General features: G+C 47.2%; 15 protein-coding genes and 1 other annotated feature. Of the genes, 8 read left to right on the top strand and 7 right to left on the bottom strand.

From position 1 onward, the window contains the following. Positions 1–3 precede the first annotated feature (3 nt). Positions 4–225 (top strand) — a binding site (T-box leader). Positions 226–281: 56 nt separating this feature from the next. Continuing rightward, positions 282–1,964 (top strand): arginine--tRNA ligase, encoded by a 1,683-nt coding sequence (gene argS / locus R7V76_RS05610; protein ID WP_318091549.1) that lies wholly within the window; start codon positions 282–284, stop codon positions 1,962–1,964. 30 nt (positions 1,965–1,994) lie between these two features. Then, complete coding sequence (locus R7V76_RS05605) at positions 1,995–2,600, top strand: hypothetical protein (protein WP_214766471.1); 606 nt, start codon at positions 1,995–1,997, stop codon at positions 2,598–2,600. Between the two features lie 71 nt (positions 2,601–2,671). Here R7V76_RS05605 and R7V76_RS05600 read toward each other — a convergent pair whose 3' ends face one another. The 3 genes from R7V76_RS05600 to R7V76_RS05590 form a co-directional block, all read right to left on the bottom strand. Continuing rightward, positions 2,672–3,265 carry a metallophosphoesterase family protein gene (locus R7V76_RS05600; RefSeq protein WP_318091548.1) on the bottom strand — a complete coding sequence of 198 codons (594 nt, stop codon included), beginning with the start codon at positions 3,263–3,265 and terminating at the stop codon, positions 2,672–2,674. A 63-nt stretch (positions 3,266–3,328) separates the two neighbouring features. Next, positions 3,329–3,742, bottom strand: coding sequence for a carboxymuconolactone decarboxylase family protein (locus R7V76_RS05595; protein WP_290828155.1), 414 nt, complete (start codon positions 3,740–3,742; stop codon positions 3,329–3,331). A gap of 96 nt (positions 3,743–3,838) precedes the next feature. Continuing rightward, positions 3,839–4,714 (bottom strand): LysR family transcriptional regulator, encoded by an 876-nt coding sequence (locus tag R7V76_RS05590; protein ID WP_318091546.1) that lies wholly within the window; start codon positions 4,712–4,714, stop codon positions 3,839–3,841. A 114-nt stretch (positions 4,715–4,828) separates the two neighbouring features. On the opposite strand from R7V76_RS05590, the gene R7V76_RS05585 reads away from it, so the two are divergent. Further along, positions 4,829–5,611: a 3-hydroxybutyrate dehydrogenase gene (locus R7V76_RS05585; RefSeq protein ID WP_318091545.1), complete on the top strand. Its 783-nt coding sequence runs from the start codon at positions 4,829–4,831 to the stop codon at positions 5,609–5,611. Positions 5,612–5,657: 46 nt separating this feature from the next. On the opposite strand, the gene R7V76_RS05580 is transcribed toward R7V76_RS05585, so the two are convergent. Beyond that, entirely contained in the window at positions 5,658–6,152 is a 495-nt protein-coding gene (locus R7V76_RS05580) for a YajQ family cyclic di-GMP-binding protein (RefSeq protein WP_318091544.1), read from the bottom strand. A gap of 160 nt (positions 6,153–6,312) precedes the next feature. Between R7V76_RS05580 and pulA the strand changes: the two genes are divergently transcribed. Next, complete coding sequence (gene pulA / locus R7V76_RS05575) at positions 6,313–8,325, top strand: type I pullulanase (protein WP_318091543.1); 2,013 nt, start codon at positions 6,313–6,315, stop codon at positions 8,323–8,325. Between the two features lie 208 nt (positions 8,326–8,533). After that, positions 8,534–9,016 carry a site-2 protease family protein gene (locus tag R7V76_RS05570; protein ID WP_318091542.1) on the top strand — a complete coding sequence of 161 codons (483 nt, stop codon included), beginning with the start codon at positions 8,534–8,536 and terminating at the stop codon, positions 9,014–9,016. A gap of 62 nt (positions 9,017–9,078) precedes the next feature. Here the strand turns inward: R7V76_RS05570 and R7V76_RS05565 are convergent, their stop codons facing one another. Beyond that, the gene (locus tag R7V76_RS05565; RefSeq protein ID WP_114596622.1) at positions 9,079–9,255 is read right to left on the bottom strand and encodes a YycC family protein; all 177 of its coding nucleotides are present in this window, start codon (positions 9,253–9,255) and stop codon (positions 9,079–9,081) included. A 115-nt stretch (positions 9,256–9,370) separates the two neighbouring features. Here R7V76_RS05565 and R7V76_RS05560 point away from each other — a divergent pair, with 115 nt between their 5' ends. From R7V76_RS05560 to R7V76_RS05550, 3 genes are all read left to right on the top strand, one after another. After that, a complete protein-coding gene (locus tag R7V76_RS05560) occupies positions 9,371–10,165 on the top strand; it encodes a hypothetical protein (protein ID WP_148206650.1) in 795 nt (264 codons plus the stop codon). A gap of 62 nt (positions 10,166–10,227) precedes the next feature. Beyond that, positions 10,228–12,333, top strand: coding sequence for an MMPL family transporter (locus tag R7V76_RS05555; protein ID WP_318091541.1), 2,106 nt, complete (start codon positions 10,228–10,230; stop codon positions 12,331–12,333). A 103-nt stretch (positions 12,334–12,436) separates the two neighbouring features. Then, entirely contained in the window at positions 12,437–13,552 is a 1,116-nt protein-coding gene (locus R7V76_RS05550) for an NADH-dependent flavin oxidoreductase (RefSeq protein WP_012371710.1), read from the top strand. Between the two features lie 50 nt (positions 13,553–13,602). Here R7V76_RS05550 and R7V76_RS05545 read toward each other — a convergent pair whose 3' ends face one another. Both R7V76_RS05545 and R7V76_RS05540 read right to left on the bottom strand, forming a co-directional pair. Then, a complete protein-coding gene (locus R7V76_RS05545; RefSeq protein WP_012371709.1) occupies positions 13,603–14,175 on the bottom strand; it encodes a 3'-5' exonuclease in 573 nt (190 codons plus the stop codon). Between the two features lie 126 nt (positions 14,176–14,301). After that, a partial coding sequence (locus R7V76_RS05540; protein ID WP_318091540.1) for an IS3 family transposase occupies positions 14,302–14,843 on the bottom strand: 542 nt, incomplete at its 5' end.

Below are 14,843 nucleotides of genomic sequence, written 5' to 3'. Positions count from 1 at the left end.
ATCAGACAATCGATGACGAAGAAAGTAACGATAGGATGTAATCGACCAGCGAATCAGGGAATGGTGGAAGCCTGAACAGATTAGACCATCGTGAAACGCACTTCCGAGATGCTATCCGAATCCATGTGATCAGGCCTAGCCGGGGGAACCCCGTTATCCCCGTTAAAGTGGGTGTCGTACCGTCGACACCAAGAAGAGTGGTACCGCGGTCATTCCGTCTCTTTGCGTGTTGCGCAAAGGGCGTTTTTTATTGGAAAAAATAACTGTTTGGAGGAAATAAAATGAGTTACAAGCAACAGTATGCCCAAGTGTTACATGATGTGATCGGTGACGCCCTGTCACAAGAAGAGATTGAACAGCTGATTGAACAGCCGAAGCATGAGGATCACGGAGACCTGGCTTTCCCGTGTTTCCAACTCGCAAAAGCCTTCCGTAAAGCACCAATGATGATTGCGACGGAACTGGCTGAAAAAATCGATAACCCGCTGTTTTCGAACGTCCAGGCAGCCGGACCGTACGTGAACGTCTTCCTGAACCGGGAAGTGGTTTCGCGTGAAATCATCAAACGTGTCTTGGAAGAACAACAGGCGTACGGATCAAGCGAGCCGAACGGTAAAACAATCGTGACGGATTTCTCATCTCCGAATATCGCAAAACCATTCTCGATGGGACATTTGCGTTCGACGGTCATCGGAAATGCATTGAACCAGATTTCACGGAAAAAAGGATATGATGTCGTCGGTATCAATCACCTCGGAGACTGGGGAACACAGTTCGGGAAATTGATGGTCGCCTACAATATGTGGGGCAAGGAAGAAGACGTCCGGGCTGAGCCGATCAAAGAATTGCTCAAACTGTACGTGCGTTTCCACGAAGAAGCGGAAGAAAACCCAGACTTAGAAGATGAAGGTCGTGCTTGGTTCAAGAAACTTGAACAGGGGGACGAACAAGCAACAGCACTTTGGACATGGTTCCGTGAAGTTTCGCTCGTCGAGTTCAGCCGTGTATATGAAATGCTTGGTGTCAGCTTTGACAGCTTAAACGGAGAAGCCTTCTACAATGATAAGATGCAACACGTGATCGACTTATTGGAAGAAAAAGATCTGCTCGTCGAATCGGAAGGCGCAATGGTCGTCGACCTCGAAGCAGAAGGCATGCCTCCTGCCTTGATCAAGAAAAAAGACGGTGCAACATTGTATGCAACACGTGATTTGGCGGCTGCCGTCTATCGTCTTGAGACTTACGGTTTCGAACAGGCGTTTTATGTTGTCGGCGGCGAACAAGCCCTTCACTTCAAACAGCTGTTTGCTGTCCTGAAGAAACTCGGATTTGAAAATGTTGACGGCATGCACCATGTTCCGTTTGGTTTGATCATGAAAGACGGGAAAAAGATGTCGACACGTAAAGGACGGATTGTTCTGCTTGAAGAAGTGCTTCAAGATGCGATCAACGTTGCCAAACAAAACATCGCTGAAAAAAATCCAAACCTTGCCAATGCGGAACAAACGGCACGCGAAGTCGGTGTCGGCGCCGTCATTTTCCATGATTTAAAAAATGAACGCATGAACAACATTGAGTTTGATCTCGAGCAGATGTTGAAATTTGAAGGAGAAACCGGTCCATACGTCCAATATACGAATGCACGGGCAAATTCACTGCTTCGTAAAGGTGCTTATGACGGATCAGCGTTCAACGGAAGTGCAGATGATTATTCATGGGGTGTCGTATCGATGCTGAACCAGTTCTCGGCTGTCATTGACCGGGCGTTTACACGCCGCGAACCGTCGATCATCAGCCGTTATGTCCTTGATTTGGCTCAAAGCTTCAATAAATACTACGGACAAGTTCGTGTCCTCGAAGACGATGCGGAAAAACAATCTCGCCTCGCACTCGTAAAATCGGTTACGATTGTATTGACGGAAGGATTACGCCTGCTTGGCGTCGGCGCTCCGGAAGAAATGTAAAATAAATCAGATTAAAGATGGGGTTATCATATGAACAAAGAGACAATGGAACGGTTACAGCACGCATCTACACAAATGAACCAGGAAGACTTAGCTGCATCGATCGCTTTTATTGCTGACTTTCACGGAAAAGTCGCTGCATGGCTTCCGGGCGAATCAGTTGATTTCGTATTCGATTTCGTGACAGCACCAGGAGCTGATCAAATTGCTCCAATCAGCGGTGACGCACTCGATACGAAAACCAACTTTGAGTTCTTCATGACGAAAAAGCAGACACGCAAAAAACTCGGTGAGTTGCTGGCGTTATGGAAAGCACCCCGTACAAAAGAGACGTTGAACCAGATTGATGCGATCGGTTTGAAGAAATGGTTGGCCCGCAATGAATTTCGTTCGGAAGACAAGCCGTGGGACTATTTGAACCGTCTCCATGTCCTGTTATTCCTTGATCAGATGACGACGGTCATCGATGATCATCAGTTGACGACGTTATACGAACAATTGGTCCGGAAAACACCGGTTCCGACAAGCTTCGTCCGTCGTCAAGGTGAAGTCCGTCACGTCGTCAACCAGTTTGCCGATAAGACAGAGTTCACACAAGTGGATTTAGTTCGTGCTTCTCTTGTCCGTTATCTGTAACAGCGGATAACTCAAAATCCCCCGTTCCTTCACGAATTGTGAAGAAACGGGGGATTTTTCATGTCAGGCAGTCATTTGGCTTGATAAAACGTGATGGTTTCGGTCGTCGTATCGTACAGCAACCATTCCCGTTCGACCAGAACCGGTCCGACGTTGATGGCGTAACGGCCGCGTTTGATCGAAATCGGAATATCATGATGAACGGTTAATCGTTTGCCCTCTTTAAACAATCCGCGTACATGACTGTGACCGAAAAATAAGAGCCGGTCCGGATAAGAAGAGGTGTCGGGCGTCAAATCATAACTCCATTTCAATTGATCACCATGAATGAACAAAGCAGAATCCGTTTGTTTTGTCCGATCCGATGAGCGCAGCTGATCGAGATAATGGGACACCCCTGTCGGAATCAATGAAAACAACCGTTCTTCCTGATTTCCGAGCAACGTTTCAAAAAACAGCAGCTTTAAAAAATCCGGATCAAGCGTCACGACTTGTTCGATTTCTTCAAACGTATACCGCTTGGCCCGTTTTTTTCCGACATGACATTCGTGGACGTCTCCGAGCGAAAAAATAATTGCTTGCGGAGCCGTCCGTTGAATAGCTGTCAACACAGCACGTGTATCGGATAATGAACTGTGCAGATCGGTGATGAGTGCATACTGCATGTGGCATCGCTCCCTTGTACTAAGAGTATACCCCGCGTTTCATGCGGCTCATCCTGTTTTTAATTAAGCCGGGTCGACGGTCACGCCGCGTTCAGCGAAAACAACTTTTGCGACTTCGAGTGCGTTAAGGACACGCGGGAAGCCGGTATAAGGAACAAGGTGCATGATGGCTTCGACGATTTCGTTTCCTGTTAATCCGGCCGTTAATCCGGTATTAATATGAAGCGCGAGTTGTGGTTCAGTTCCTTGGGTGACAAGTGTTGCGATCGTGACGATCGCGCGGTCGCGATTGACGAGCCCGTTGCGGCTGTATACTTCCCCGTAAGCAAAATCGGTGATCCATTCACCAACTGCCGGAGCGATATCTTTTAACGATTCGGCGATTTTTTCGTGTGTTGATTGCGCAGAATTCGTATCGGTAAATTCGTTTAATTTTTTAAGTCCTACTTCGTGTCGGTTGTTTAAGTGTGTAGCCATGATGAATAACTTCCTTTCTGTTATGAACGATACGGTTTATCTTAAAGGAAGAATACTCATGCTACAAATACATGGTTTTTATATGTGTCATTCATTTTAAGAATGATTTTCTTGAATGAAGCGAATCCATTCACGTGTCACATAAGACTGATAGCGTCCGGTCGGGACAGCGACACCGATCTGCCACGGTACACGGACATCGAGCGGAATGGTTTTCACACCTTTGATCGTCATTTGCTGTGCCAAAGACCGCGGAAGAACAGTCACGGCATTTCCTTCCGCGACGAGCAGACACAAGAAGTCCCACTGCGAGCTGACATGGGCGACGGCCGGCTGAAATCCTGCTGTGTCACAGGCCTGTAAAACGACGTCGTGAAGAGAGAACGTTTCATTAAAAAGAACGAACGGCATGTCGGCAACATCCGCCAGTGCAATCGATGACTGCTCAGCGAGGGGATGGTGTTCCGGTAAGAACAAATGTAGTTCTTCTTCAATAAAGGGATAGACCGTCAAATGTTCATCGGCTGGAAAGACTGTCGCAATCAAATCAACTTCGCCGGCAACGACGGCCTTTTCAAGTGCATGTCCGCCGGCTTCCGTAATGTTAATCGTCACCATCGGATACCGTTCCCGGAACAGACGGAGCAGACGCGGGAAAAACAAGGAACCGATCAAAGGTGGGACACCGATTCGGAGTGTTCCTTTCGTCAAGTGCATGACGTCATAGAGATGAGACGGCAGATCGGCAAGCTGATTCAGAATTTTTTCGCCTTCGACAAGTAAAGTTTCCCCGGCATCCGTTAAGACGATTTGCCGTTTACTTCGATCGAACAGTTCAATATCGAGTTCTTCTTCTAAATGGCGGACCATCTTACTGAGGGTCGGCTGAGTGACGTGCAGGTGATCCGCCGCCTTTGTAAAGCTTTTGAAGCGGGCGACTTCCGTAAAATATTCCAACTGGCGAAAATCCATCTGATTCACTCCTATTCGTTTTTGTTATATCTATCATAACAAGTATTCATTTTTATTATTCATTGCCTAAGCGTACAGTAAAAGAAACAAACGAGTAAAGAGGAGTAGATGAAGATGAAACAACTTGAAGGAAAAGTCGCATTAATTACCGGAGCAGCAAGCGGAATCGGTCTCGAAATTGCGGAAGAATTCGCACAGGAAGGCGCAAAAGTCGTCATCGTCGATTTACAGGAGAATGCAGCCAAGCAGGCGGCGGAAACACTTCAAAGTAAAGGATTCGAAGCCTTTGCTGTCGCAGGGGACGTCACAAGTGAAACGGCGATTCAGTCAAGCATTGAACAAACGATGAGTCACTACGGACGGATCGATATCGTCATCAACAATGCCGGCATGCAACATGTTTCACCAATCGAAGAGTTCTCGACTGAAAAATTTGATTTACTTCAAAGCATCATGTTACGGGCACCGTTCCTCTATACGAAATACGTGTTCCCGATCATGAAAAAACAAGGATTCGGTCGTATCCTGAACATGTCATCCATTAACGGTTTGATCGGATTTGCCGGTAAAGCCGCTTACAACAGTGCGAAACACGGTGTCATCGGTTTGACGAAAGTTGCCGCACTAGAAGGGGCAACGTCCGGTATTACCGTCAATGCGATTTGTCCGGGTTATGTTGATACACCGCTCGTCCAAAAACAATTGTCTTCGCTTGCCGAAACACGGAATGTGCCGCTCGACCGGGTACTTGAAGAAGTCATCTACCCGCTCGTTCCGCAACATCGCTTACTGCAAGTCAAAGAGATTGCCGACTACGCGATCTTCCTCTCAAGTGACAAAGCAGCCGGTGTCACCGGTCAAGCTGTCGTTCTTGACGGCGGATATACCGCTCAATAAGCATAAAAAAACCCTTATGCCGAATTGGCGTAAGGGTTTTTTGTGCTTAACGGAAATTGAGGAATTGGACGTCGACCGATAACGGCAACTCACGGACGATTTGCATAACTTGTTGTAAGTCATCGCGCGATTTTCCCGTAACACGGATTTGATCGTCTTGAATCTGAGTTTTCACCTTGAGTTTTGATTCCTTGACGGCGTTATTGATTTTTTTAGCATCATCACGATCGATTCCGCTTTTGAGAATAACGCGTTGACGGACAGTATTTCCGGCTGCCTGCTCGACTTTTTCGTATTGCAGGTTTTTCGTCGGGACTTCCCGTTTGATGAGTTTAGCTGTCAGGACATCTTTGACTTGATCGAGTTTAAAGTCGTCATCTGAGATCAGAATCAAATCTTCTTTCTCGAGTTTCATGTCGCTTTTTGATCCTTTGAAATCAAAGCGGTTCGTAATTTCCTTTAGTGCAACCTGCATCGCGTTTTTAACTTCTTCGATGTTGATTTGTGACACGATATCAAATGAATTGTCTTTTGCTGCCATAAGAATCTCCCCTTTCGTTCCACAACCATTTTAGCATATTTGCTCGGAAATGCTTTGACTTCAGGTTGAATTTTCGGCAAAGAAAAAGCAAGGAAGAGAGTCGAATCGTTCATCCGGATGAAATTTTGTTATAATGAAAACCATGAAATGAAAGGGGTGCATGGCTTTGAAACAAACAGCAGATATGTTGACGCTCACACCGGAAGAGTTGGATGAGCGCTATGCCTATAAAGGATCGGATTTAGGAGCGACGTTTGATGAGCATACGATACGTGTCCGTTTATGGGCACCGACGGCGGAACGTGTCGTAATTCGTTTGTACCGGACATTGCGGGCAAGGAAAGTTGAAGAACTTGAATTGACGGCAGATCAGCAGGGGACATTCGTCGTCGAACTGGATCGCGCTGTGTATGAAGGTTACTTTTATACGTTTCAAGCCAGCATCAACGGACAGAAAGTCGAAGCAGTCGATCCGTACGCGAAAGCAGTCGGGACGAACGGCAAACGGGGGGCATTAATCGATCCGTCGGCGATTCACCCGGAACGTTGGATTGAGGAACGTCCTCTGTTCCATTCGTCACAAGACGCTGTCATCTATGAATTGCATGTTCGGGACGCGACGAGCCATCCGGCGAGTGGGGTCATCGAGCGGGGCACATTCCGCGGATTAACGGAAGCGGGAACACGGACACCGGCAGGTGGATTGACGGGTCTTGATTATCTGACGGACCTAGGTGTGACGCATGTCCAACTTCTTCCGATTTATGATTTCGGTTCAGTCAATGAGGCGGCACCAAATGATCCGGATAACTACAACTGGGGATATGATCCCGTCAATTACTTTGCGCCGGAAGGTTCCTATTCGTCGAACCCGGATGATCCGGCAGCACGGATCCGGGAATTAAAAGCCTTGATTCAAGCCTTACACGATCGAGGCATTCGCGTTGTAATGGACGTCGTTTTTAATCATGTCTATGATGCGGAAACGGCACCACTTGGACAATTCGTTCCGGGTTACTTTTTCCGGCAGGCAGCGGACGGAACACTTTCAAACGGAAGTTTCTGCGGGAACGACACAGCATCAGAACGCTTTATGATGCGGAAATTCATTCTTGATTGTGTGACCTATTGGGCGAAAGAGTATCATCTGGACGGATTCCGGTTCGATTTGATGGGCTTACATGACGTCGAAACGATGAATCAGGTTCGTCATGCCCTTGACCGGATTGACCCGTCGATTTTAATTATCGGGGAAGGGTGGGATCTTGACACACCACTCGCAGCCGATCAAAAAGCCAACTACTTTAATGCGCCGCAGATGCCGGGAATCGCTCATTTCAACAACGGATTACGTGACGGTGTCAAAGGTGACGTTCAGACACCGGCTGACCGAGGATTCATCAGCGGGGCTTTCGAGCGGACGAATGAAGTCAAACGGGGAATCGCCGGAAACGTCTCTTCGCAAGGCTTTGCGGAGGAACCGAATCAGGTCGTTTCGTACGTTGAAGCTCATGATGATTTAACGATTTGGGACAAATTGTCCGTGTCAAAACCGGAAGATACGGATGAAATCCGTCGAAAGCGGCAAATGCTAGCGAATGCGATTATCTTAACCGGCCAAGGTATTCCGTTTTTACATGCAGGGCAGGAGTTTTTCCGGACGAAAAACGGGATTCGGGACAGTTTTAATTCCGGAGAAGTCGTGAATCAATTGGATTATGAGCGCGCGGAACAATTCCGTGCCGGCGTCGAATATGTCAAAGGATTGATTGCCCTGCGGCGCCAGTATCCGATGTTCCGTCTGGAAAATACAGCAATGATTCGGAAACATCTCCGCTTCCTCGAAGAAGGGGAAGGTATCATTGCGTATGAATTGAAGCGGACGTACGAAGGATATGTGGAGCGTCAGCGGGTATATCACAATGCGACGGACCATGATGTGACAATCGAGTTACCGAGCGGCGAGTTCGAAATTCTCGTCGAAGAAGGGGTGGTAAAAATCCACGCCCCCCGTCTACACGAAGAAAAACAACTTGTCGTGAAAGCCTTATCGACGACGGTGATTGCCGAACGAAAAGCAGACTATAAGAAATATGCAGTGGCAGGCGGTGCCGCACTGACGATTCTTGGTTTGCTCTATGCAGCGAACAAACGACGTAAAAATAATAAATGATGTACAAGACGCTTGGAAGAATCGGAGTTCACTGATGTGGACGCCGATTCTTTTTTTGATTTAGCCGTAGTGCATGACGTGACAGTCGTGTTGCGGTGTCATCAGAATGACTTAATGAATTTTTAAGTTTACTGTTTTAATTCATGACTTCCGGGAACATACTATAAGTAGTATTTAGAGTGCTGGTTTTTTTGAAAGGATGTATCATATGTTTGGCTTCAATGATATCTGGAAATTTTTCTTCTCGTTTTTTTTACTTTTACCAATTGTCACGTTAATTCATGAGATGGGTCATTACTTTTTTGCACGTCTGTTTGGCGGTAACATGGAAATCAATATCGGATCGGGAAAATCCTTGTTACGCGTCGGTCCCATCCGCTTGAACCGCGTTTATTTCTGGGACGGGTGGTGTCAGTACGAGGCGCTTCGTCATGAAAATAAGTTTACGAACATCACGGTTTACGCCGGTGGAGCCATTTTCAATCTGGTGAGCATCTTGATTGTAAACGGTCTGATTTATGCGGGTGTTTTCGAGGCTTCAATTTTTACGTATCAATTCGCCTATTTCTCGTTCTATTTCATTTTCTTCTCGTTATTTCCGATCGATCATCCGAACGGTTATCCGAGTGATGGAAAAGCGATTGTTAATGTATTCCGTTATGGAAAGTCCGAATATAATCCACAAGCTTGATTGTACAAAGAATAATGCCCTTCTTTTATGCGACCAGCGCACGAAAGAAGGGCATATTTGCATCATTTATCTTCTGAAGATGTATCATCCGCAGAAGAAGAATCGGATTGTTCTGTTTCTAATTCGACCAGTTTTTGTATTAAAATATGCCGCGGCATATGCATTAACTGTTCGAGCGGCACATTGAGACGTTTCGAAAGTTCAACAGCTGTATCAGCAGACAGTTGTAGGGGTTTCATTGTGTGTAGACCTCCTTTTTGTTTCCTTTAAGTATACAGGACATGCTCTTCGAGCGCATCGACAGTAGCTAGAAATGAAGAAGGTTGATACCGTAGGAAGTAGGAAGTGATGCGTATGTATAAACCAGCCGCTGAGCTGTTGTTCCATGAATCTGTTTCACTTTTTGACCGATTCGGTGATGATCTGGTTTTATACCGGGATCAAGGCGGATTTACAAAATGTGATTTGGATTTGAGAATACGGTGGGAGACAGCATGTGCGTATGTTCCATTTACCTGGTTCTTTGAACCGGACGGATACCGTGTGTTCATCGTTTTTGAAGAAACTTCATTGTTTGGTTTACTCGATTTAAGAGACGGACGTCTCCAATATATGAATCGTCCCAGCCACTTTGCGGACGCTTGGTTCAGTAATCTTTATGAATGGCGAGGCGAACAAATTTTTATGTATTCGGCTGAAACCGATGTCGTACGTTATGATTTTGAAAAACAGGAAGGAACTTTTTCGGATTATGACGAAGCTCCTTTATTAGGACGTTTGATTGAACGGGGGTATGACCCGCAGTATGCGTTTGAACGTCTGCTGGCACCGGGAACGATGATTTCCTATGATGTGAATCAAGCGCGTTATGTCATTTGGGATGCGTTTACGGAACAGGAACAATTGATTCCGTTTTCCGAGTACGATGATTATTTGCTGGTCGACAGCCGGGAACATCTGTTTTCTGTAACGGATGCCAATCGATTTTATCTGTACGAAAAAGAGCAACTGAAATTTAAATTTGATGGATGCCAGTCATCTATCCTGTTAAAGACGATCTTACTGGATGAATCGGCGCAACGACTGGCCATCGTCTCGACGTCGGCAAATTTCGGAAATACGTGGCTCCAAATTTTTCAGAAGACGTAAACACATCCTTTGTCGCAGCAGGCGAAGGATGTGTTTCTTGTATACAGGGAGGAAGATGACAGATGGAACGTTTTGGTCGATACGTAGTCCGTTTTCGAAAAGGCATCAGCGTGACTTGGGTGGTATTGTTGCTGATCCTCGGTTATTTTGCAGTGCAGCTGCCGGATCAGCTGAAAGGAAACGGCTTTACGCGGGACGGGGAATTTCAACAAGTCGAACGCACGTTAGAAAAGGAATTTAAGCAGGATCCTCACCAAATTATCGTGTTGTTTGAAGGGGAAAAAGAAAGCATCCGGCAGGAAATGGAACGCCACGTCAAAGCGTTTCGGACGATTCAAGGTGTCGGACAGGTCGCCGGTCCGCAGGAAAATCCAGAAGCATTCAAAGACGGGAAAGGATATGTCTCGATCGGGATACCGGACATTGATTCCTCTTGGGTCAAGACAGTACAACAAAAACTCGATCCGCAGGACGGCAGTACGATTCGACTGACAGGGGAGCCGTTGATCGTTGACGATTTGAATACAGCGTCCAAAAATGATTTGGTCCGTGCTGAATTGATTGGCGTCCCGGCAGCCTTACTGGTCCTGTTTCTCGTTTTCGGTACACCGCTCGCGGCTATCTTGCCGCTCATCATGGGACTCGTCACATTCATCTTCGGGGCCGGAACACTGTATTTCATCGCCGGACAACAGGAATTATCCATCTTTGTCTTAAATGCCGTAGCGATGATTTCACTTGCCCTCGGAATTGATTTTTCCCTGCTGTATGTCAATCGGTTCCGGGAAGAACGGACAGCCGGACGATCGATTACGGAAGCGGCGGAAGTTTCGGTGGCGACGGCCGGACGATCCATTTTATTTTCCGGAATTTGTGTTTTTGTCGGATTGGCGGGATTACTTGTCATTGACGTCGACGTCTTTCAAGCAGTTGCGATCGGAACATTGGTCTCGGTGCTTGGTGCTGTCATCAGCGCCGTAACCTTACTTCCGGCTTTGCTGGCATTACTGGGCGGGAGTCTGGAAAAGGGCCGGATTTTCAAAGCGGATTCGGAGCAGGGAGAAGTCAGGTGGCGTAAGCTCGCCCGGTTCGTCATGAAACGTCCGGTCGCCATTACCATCTTTTCACTTCTATTGCTGTTGCCGTGTTTAATTCCGTTGCGTGATTTGGAACTGAACATTCCGCAAGCGAGTGCTTTGCCGGAAGATTATGAATCGCGCCTTGCCTTTGAAGCGTGGGAAAAAACCTTCGGGGACGACGGAACGGATGCCGTTGTCTTGCTGAAAGCTGATTTTCAAACAGAACAGGGTGTCGAAAAACTGGAAGCATTGACGACACGTCTCGAAGCAGATGCCGGAGTCAGCAGCGTCATCTCAGCGACGTCACTGGCGGAAGCGAACGGACAGAGCGTGACTCAGATTGCCGCAAGTGAACAAGGGAAACAACAGTTAGCATCGTTGATTGCGTTTGATTCAGGAATTGCCCGGGTTAACGTCAAGTTGACGGGAGATCCGGGAGACAAGAGTTCACAAAAATGGGTCCGTGAAGTACGGGACCAGGGCTATCAGGTCGGAGGACCGGCGGCCTTCAATCAGGAAATTTATGATGAAATCTACTCGAAGATGCCGCTCGCGTTAGGTCTTGTCTTACTTGCCACATTCATCATCCTGTTGTTTGCATTCCAGTCGATCTTGATTCCGATCAAAGCGATTTTGATGAATCTGCTCAGCCTCGGTGCCACATTCGGGTTGCTTGTCATTTTGTTTGAGTCCGGTTGGGTGTTCCCGGCCGAGACAATTGGTATTTTAACACCGGTCTTCATCTTCTCGCTGGTGTTTGGTCTGTCGATGGATTACGAAGTGTTTCTCGTCTCACGGATGGAAGAATACTACGATGAGACCGGAGATAATGATCTCGCGACGGAAATGGGGCTGGCGAAGACAAGTAAAATCATCACTTCAGCCGCCTTAATCATGATTGTCGTCACCGGGGCCTTTGCCTTTACCGGCGTCAGTCCGATCAAGCAACTTGGTGTCGGAATTGCGCTTGCGATCTTCATTGATGCGACGATCGTTCGCATGTTCCTCGTTCCGGCGCTGATGAAGCTGTTCGGACACTGGAACTGGTGGTGGCCGGGCGGGCGGCGGAAACGGAAGTACCGGATCTGATCAGCGTTCAGAACATCAGTGAAGCACATCATTAGTCATTTAAAGCAGAGCGGGCGTATACTGACGATATTCAAGTTAAGATTTCAGAGGAGGATATGCTTCAATGGCTAATGAAAAGATGTTTGATACGTTTACACTTCCAAACGGAGTGACCCTTAAAAACCGGATTATGATGGCGCCGATGACGAACTACGCGGCGGAAGAAAACGGTGAAGTTTCAGAAGCGGAGCTTGCCTATTACGCAGCACGTTCAGGTGGAGTCGGTGCAGTCATCACAGCATGTGCTAACGTCACAGCAGACGGTCAAGGATTCCCGAATGAGTTTGGCGCGGAGCGCGACGAATTGGTTCCGAGCCTGAAACGTCTCGCGACAACAATCCAAGATCAAGGCGCAAAAGCGATTCTGCAAATTTTCCACGCGGGTCGTATGGCACCACCGGAACTCGTCGGCGGACAAACCGTCAGCGCAAGTGCAGTAGCACCAGAACGTGAAGGCGCAATGACACCACGTGCACTGGAAGCAGCAGAAGTCGAAGCGATCATCGAAGCGTTCGGTCAAGCGACACGCCGGGCAATGGAAGCCGGATTTGATGGAGTGGAGATTCATGGTGCGAACACGTACTTAATTCAACAATTCGTTTCTCCGCATTCGAACCGTCGTGAGGACAAATGGGGCGGAAGTCTTGAAAAACGTCTTGCGTTCCCACTAGCCGTCGTCGATGCGGTCGAAGCCGTTGCAAAACAAGATCCTTCGTTCATCGTCGGTTACCGTTTCTCACCGGAAGAAGTTGAAAATCCGGGAATTACACTCGACGATACGATGCAACTCGTTGATGCACTTGCGAAAAAAGATCTCGACTACCTGCACGTTTCTGTGATGGACTTCTTTGCCGGATCAATTCGTGATCAAAACGAAACACGCTCGCCAATCAGTTTAGTTCAAGAGCGTGTCGGTCAACAGGTGCCAGTTATCGGTGTCGGTTCACTCCATACACCAGAAGAAGTCGAGCGTTCGCTTGAAGTCGTGCCACTCGTCGCCCTGGGCCGTGAGTTAATCATGGAACCGAAATGGGTCGAAAAAGTCGAAGCTGGTGAAACGGAATCGATCCGGACAGAACTCGATCCGTCGGCACAGGCGGAACTCGTCGTACCGGATGCACTATGGCAGGGAATCACGAGCCGTCCAGGCTGGTTCCCGATTAAACAAACAACGAAATAAGAAATACGAAAAGGAGCCACTCAGAATTTTGAGTGGCTCCTTTTTTAGCATCAGTAAGCGACTTCACCCATCCGAACGCCACAAAAACGGTGTAGTTCGACCGGATGTTCGATATTCGTCCGGTCGAACATATCCTGCAGTAACAAGGCGCAGATGTAGGCATCTTCTTTCGCATCATGGTGCTTAAACGAAACATTTAAAAATTCCGCCATCGTATTTAACTTATGGTTCGGTAACCATGGATACAGCTTGCGTGACAGTTTAACCGTACAGCCATATTGAAACGTCGGCATTTGATATAAGTCATATTTTTGAACGGCTTTTTGGAGCGCTCCCATATCAAAAGCCGCATTATGGGCAATGACAAGTTCGGCCTTCTCGATTAACTTAAACAATCCGTGTGCTTCCATTGCTTCCGGTAAGGCCGGTGCATCCCAGACGTCACTCGGGCGAATGCCGTGGACACGGATGTTGCCGGCATCAAAATCTTCTTCCGGATTAATCAGAACCTGCTCGCTCGTCACGACGCGTCCTTCGGATAAAACAGACCAGCCGAAGGCACAGATGCTGCGGCTGTTTCGGTTCGCGGTTTCAAAATCAATCGCTAAGGTATAAGGTGGCATGTCATCTCTCCTTTTTAAACAGCATACCGTATTTTGATTTAGAATGCATGTTCGTCTTTTTCTTTTGATAAAAAAGTCCGTCTGTAGACTGACCTAGCGATATGAGACACATATAAAACACCTTGATTAGGCTGCCAGTACACCATATTTTATCGGTGTCAGGTAGCCTAATTTTTCTTGGATTCGTTCTTCGTTATAGTAATTTAAATAGTTGATAACGCGTTCGTAGACCTCCTGGTCTTTTAGTGAATTGAATTTGACGTACTGGAACTCCTCGGACTTCAGATTGGAGTGGAACGATTCGATGACTGCGTTGTCCCAACAGTTTCCTCTACGCGACATACTGCTTGTTAGATGATTCCTCTTGACGAAATCTTGAAAGACATACGATGTATAGACACTTCCTTGGTCTGAATGAAGGATGACCCCCTCGGGGTGATTTCGATTCTCTAATGCCAATTTCAACGTATCGATGACGAGTGGTGTCTGTTGGTGATCGTATAATTTGTAGGCAATGATTTCGTTATTAAAAAGATCGATGATGGTGGAAAGATATTTTGTCGTGCTGCCGTATTGGATATAGGTGATATCCGTCACCCACTTCTGATTCGGCTTACTTGCTGTGAAGTCACGCTCGAGAAGATTAGGTGCCGTTATGATGCGCTCAC

The organism is Exiguobacterium artemiae (genome assembly GCF_033342815.1).
Classification (GTDB): domain Bacteria; phylum Bacillota; class Bacilli; order Exiguobacteriales; family Exiguobacteriaceae; genus Exiguobacterium_A; species Exiguobacterium_A artemiae_A.
Note: the sequence above shows the minus strand (reverse complement) of the source record. Positions and strands in the feature narration are given on the sequence as shown.

Excerpts from the sequence above, each read along its gene's own strand:
- argS (WP_318091549.1), top strand. The coding sequence starts at position 282 with ATGAGTTACAAGCAACAGTATGCCCAAGTGTTACATGATGTGATCGGT.
- R7V76_RS05585 (WP_318091545.1), top strand. The coding sequence starts at position 4,829 with ATGAAACAACTTGAAGGAAAAGTCGCATTAATTACCGGAGCAGCAAGC.
- R7V76_RS05605 (WP_214766471.1), top strand. The coding sequence starts at position 1,995 with ATGAACAAAGAGACAATGGAACGGTTACAGCACGCATCTACACAAATG.
- R7V76_RS05600 (WP_318091548.1), bottom strand. The coding sequence starts at position 3,265 with ATGCAGTATGCACTCATCACCGATCTGCACAGTTCATTATCCGATACA.
- R7V76_RS05560 (WP_148206650.1), top strand. The coding sequence starts at position 9,371 with ATGTATAAACCAGCCGCTGAGCTGTTGTTCCATGAATCTGTTTCACTT.
- R7V76_RS05595 (WP_290828155.1), bottom strand. The coding sequence starts at position 3,742 with ATGGCTACACACTTAAACAACCGACACGAAGTAGGACTTAAAAAATTA.
- R7V76_RS05580 (WP_318091544.1), bottom strand. The coding sequence starts at position 6,152 with ATGGCAGCAAAAGACAATTCATTTGATATCGTGTCACAAATCAACATC.
- R7V76_RS05550 (WP_012371710.1), top strand. The coding sequence starts at position 12,437 with ATGGCTAATGAAAAGATGTTTGATACGTTTACACTTCCAAACGGAGTG.
- R7V76_RS05565 (WP_114596622.1), bottom strand. The coding sequence starts at position 9,255 with ATGAAACCCCTACAACTGTCTGCTGATACAGCTGTTGAACTTTCGAAA.
- R7V76_RS05545 (WP_012371709.1), bottom strand. The coding sequence starts at position 14,175 with ATGCCACCTTATACCTTAGCGATTGATTTTGAAACCGCGAACCGAAAC.
- R7V76_RS05555 (WP_318091541.1), top strand. The coding sequence starts at position 10,228 with ATGGAACGTTTTGGTCGATACGTAGTCCGTTTTCGAAAAGGCATCAGC.
- R7V76_RS05590 (WP_318091546.1), bottom strand. The coding sequence starts at position 4,714 with ATGGATTTTCGCCAGTTGGAATATTTTACGGAAGTCGCCCGCTTCAAA.
- R7V76_RS05570 (WP_318091542.1), top strand. The coding sequence starts at position 8,534 with ATGTTTGGCTTCAATGATATCTGGAAATTTTTCTTCTCGTTTTTTTTA.
- pulA (WP_318091543.1), top strand. The coding sequence starts at position 6,313 with ATGGCTTTGAAACAAACAGCAGATATGTTGACGCTCACACCGGAAGAG.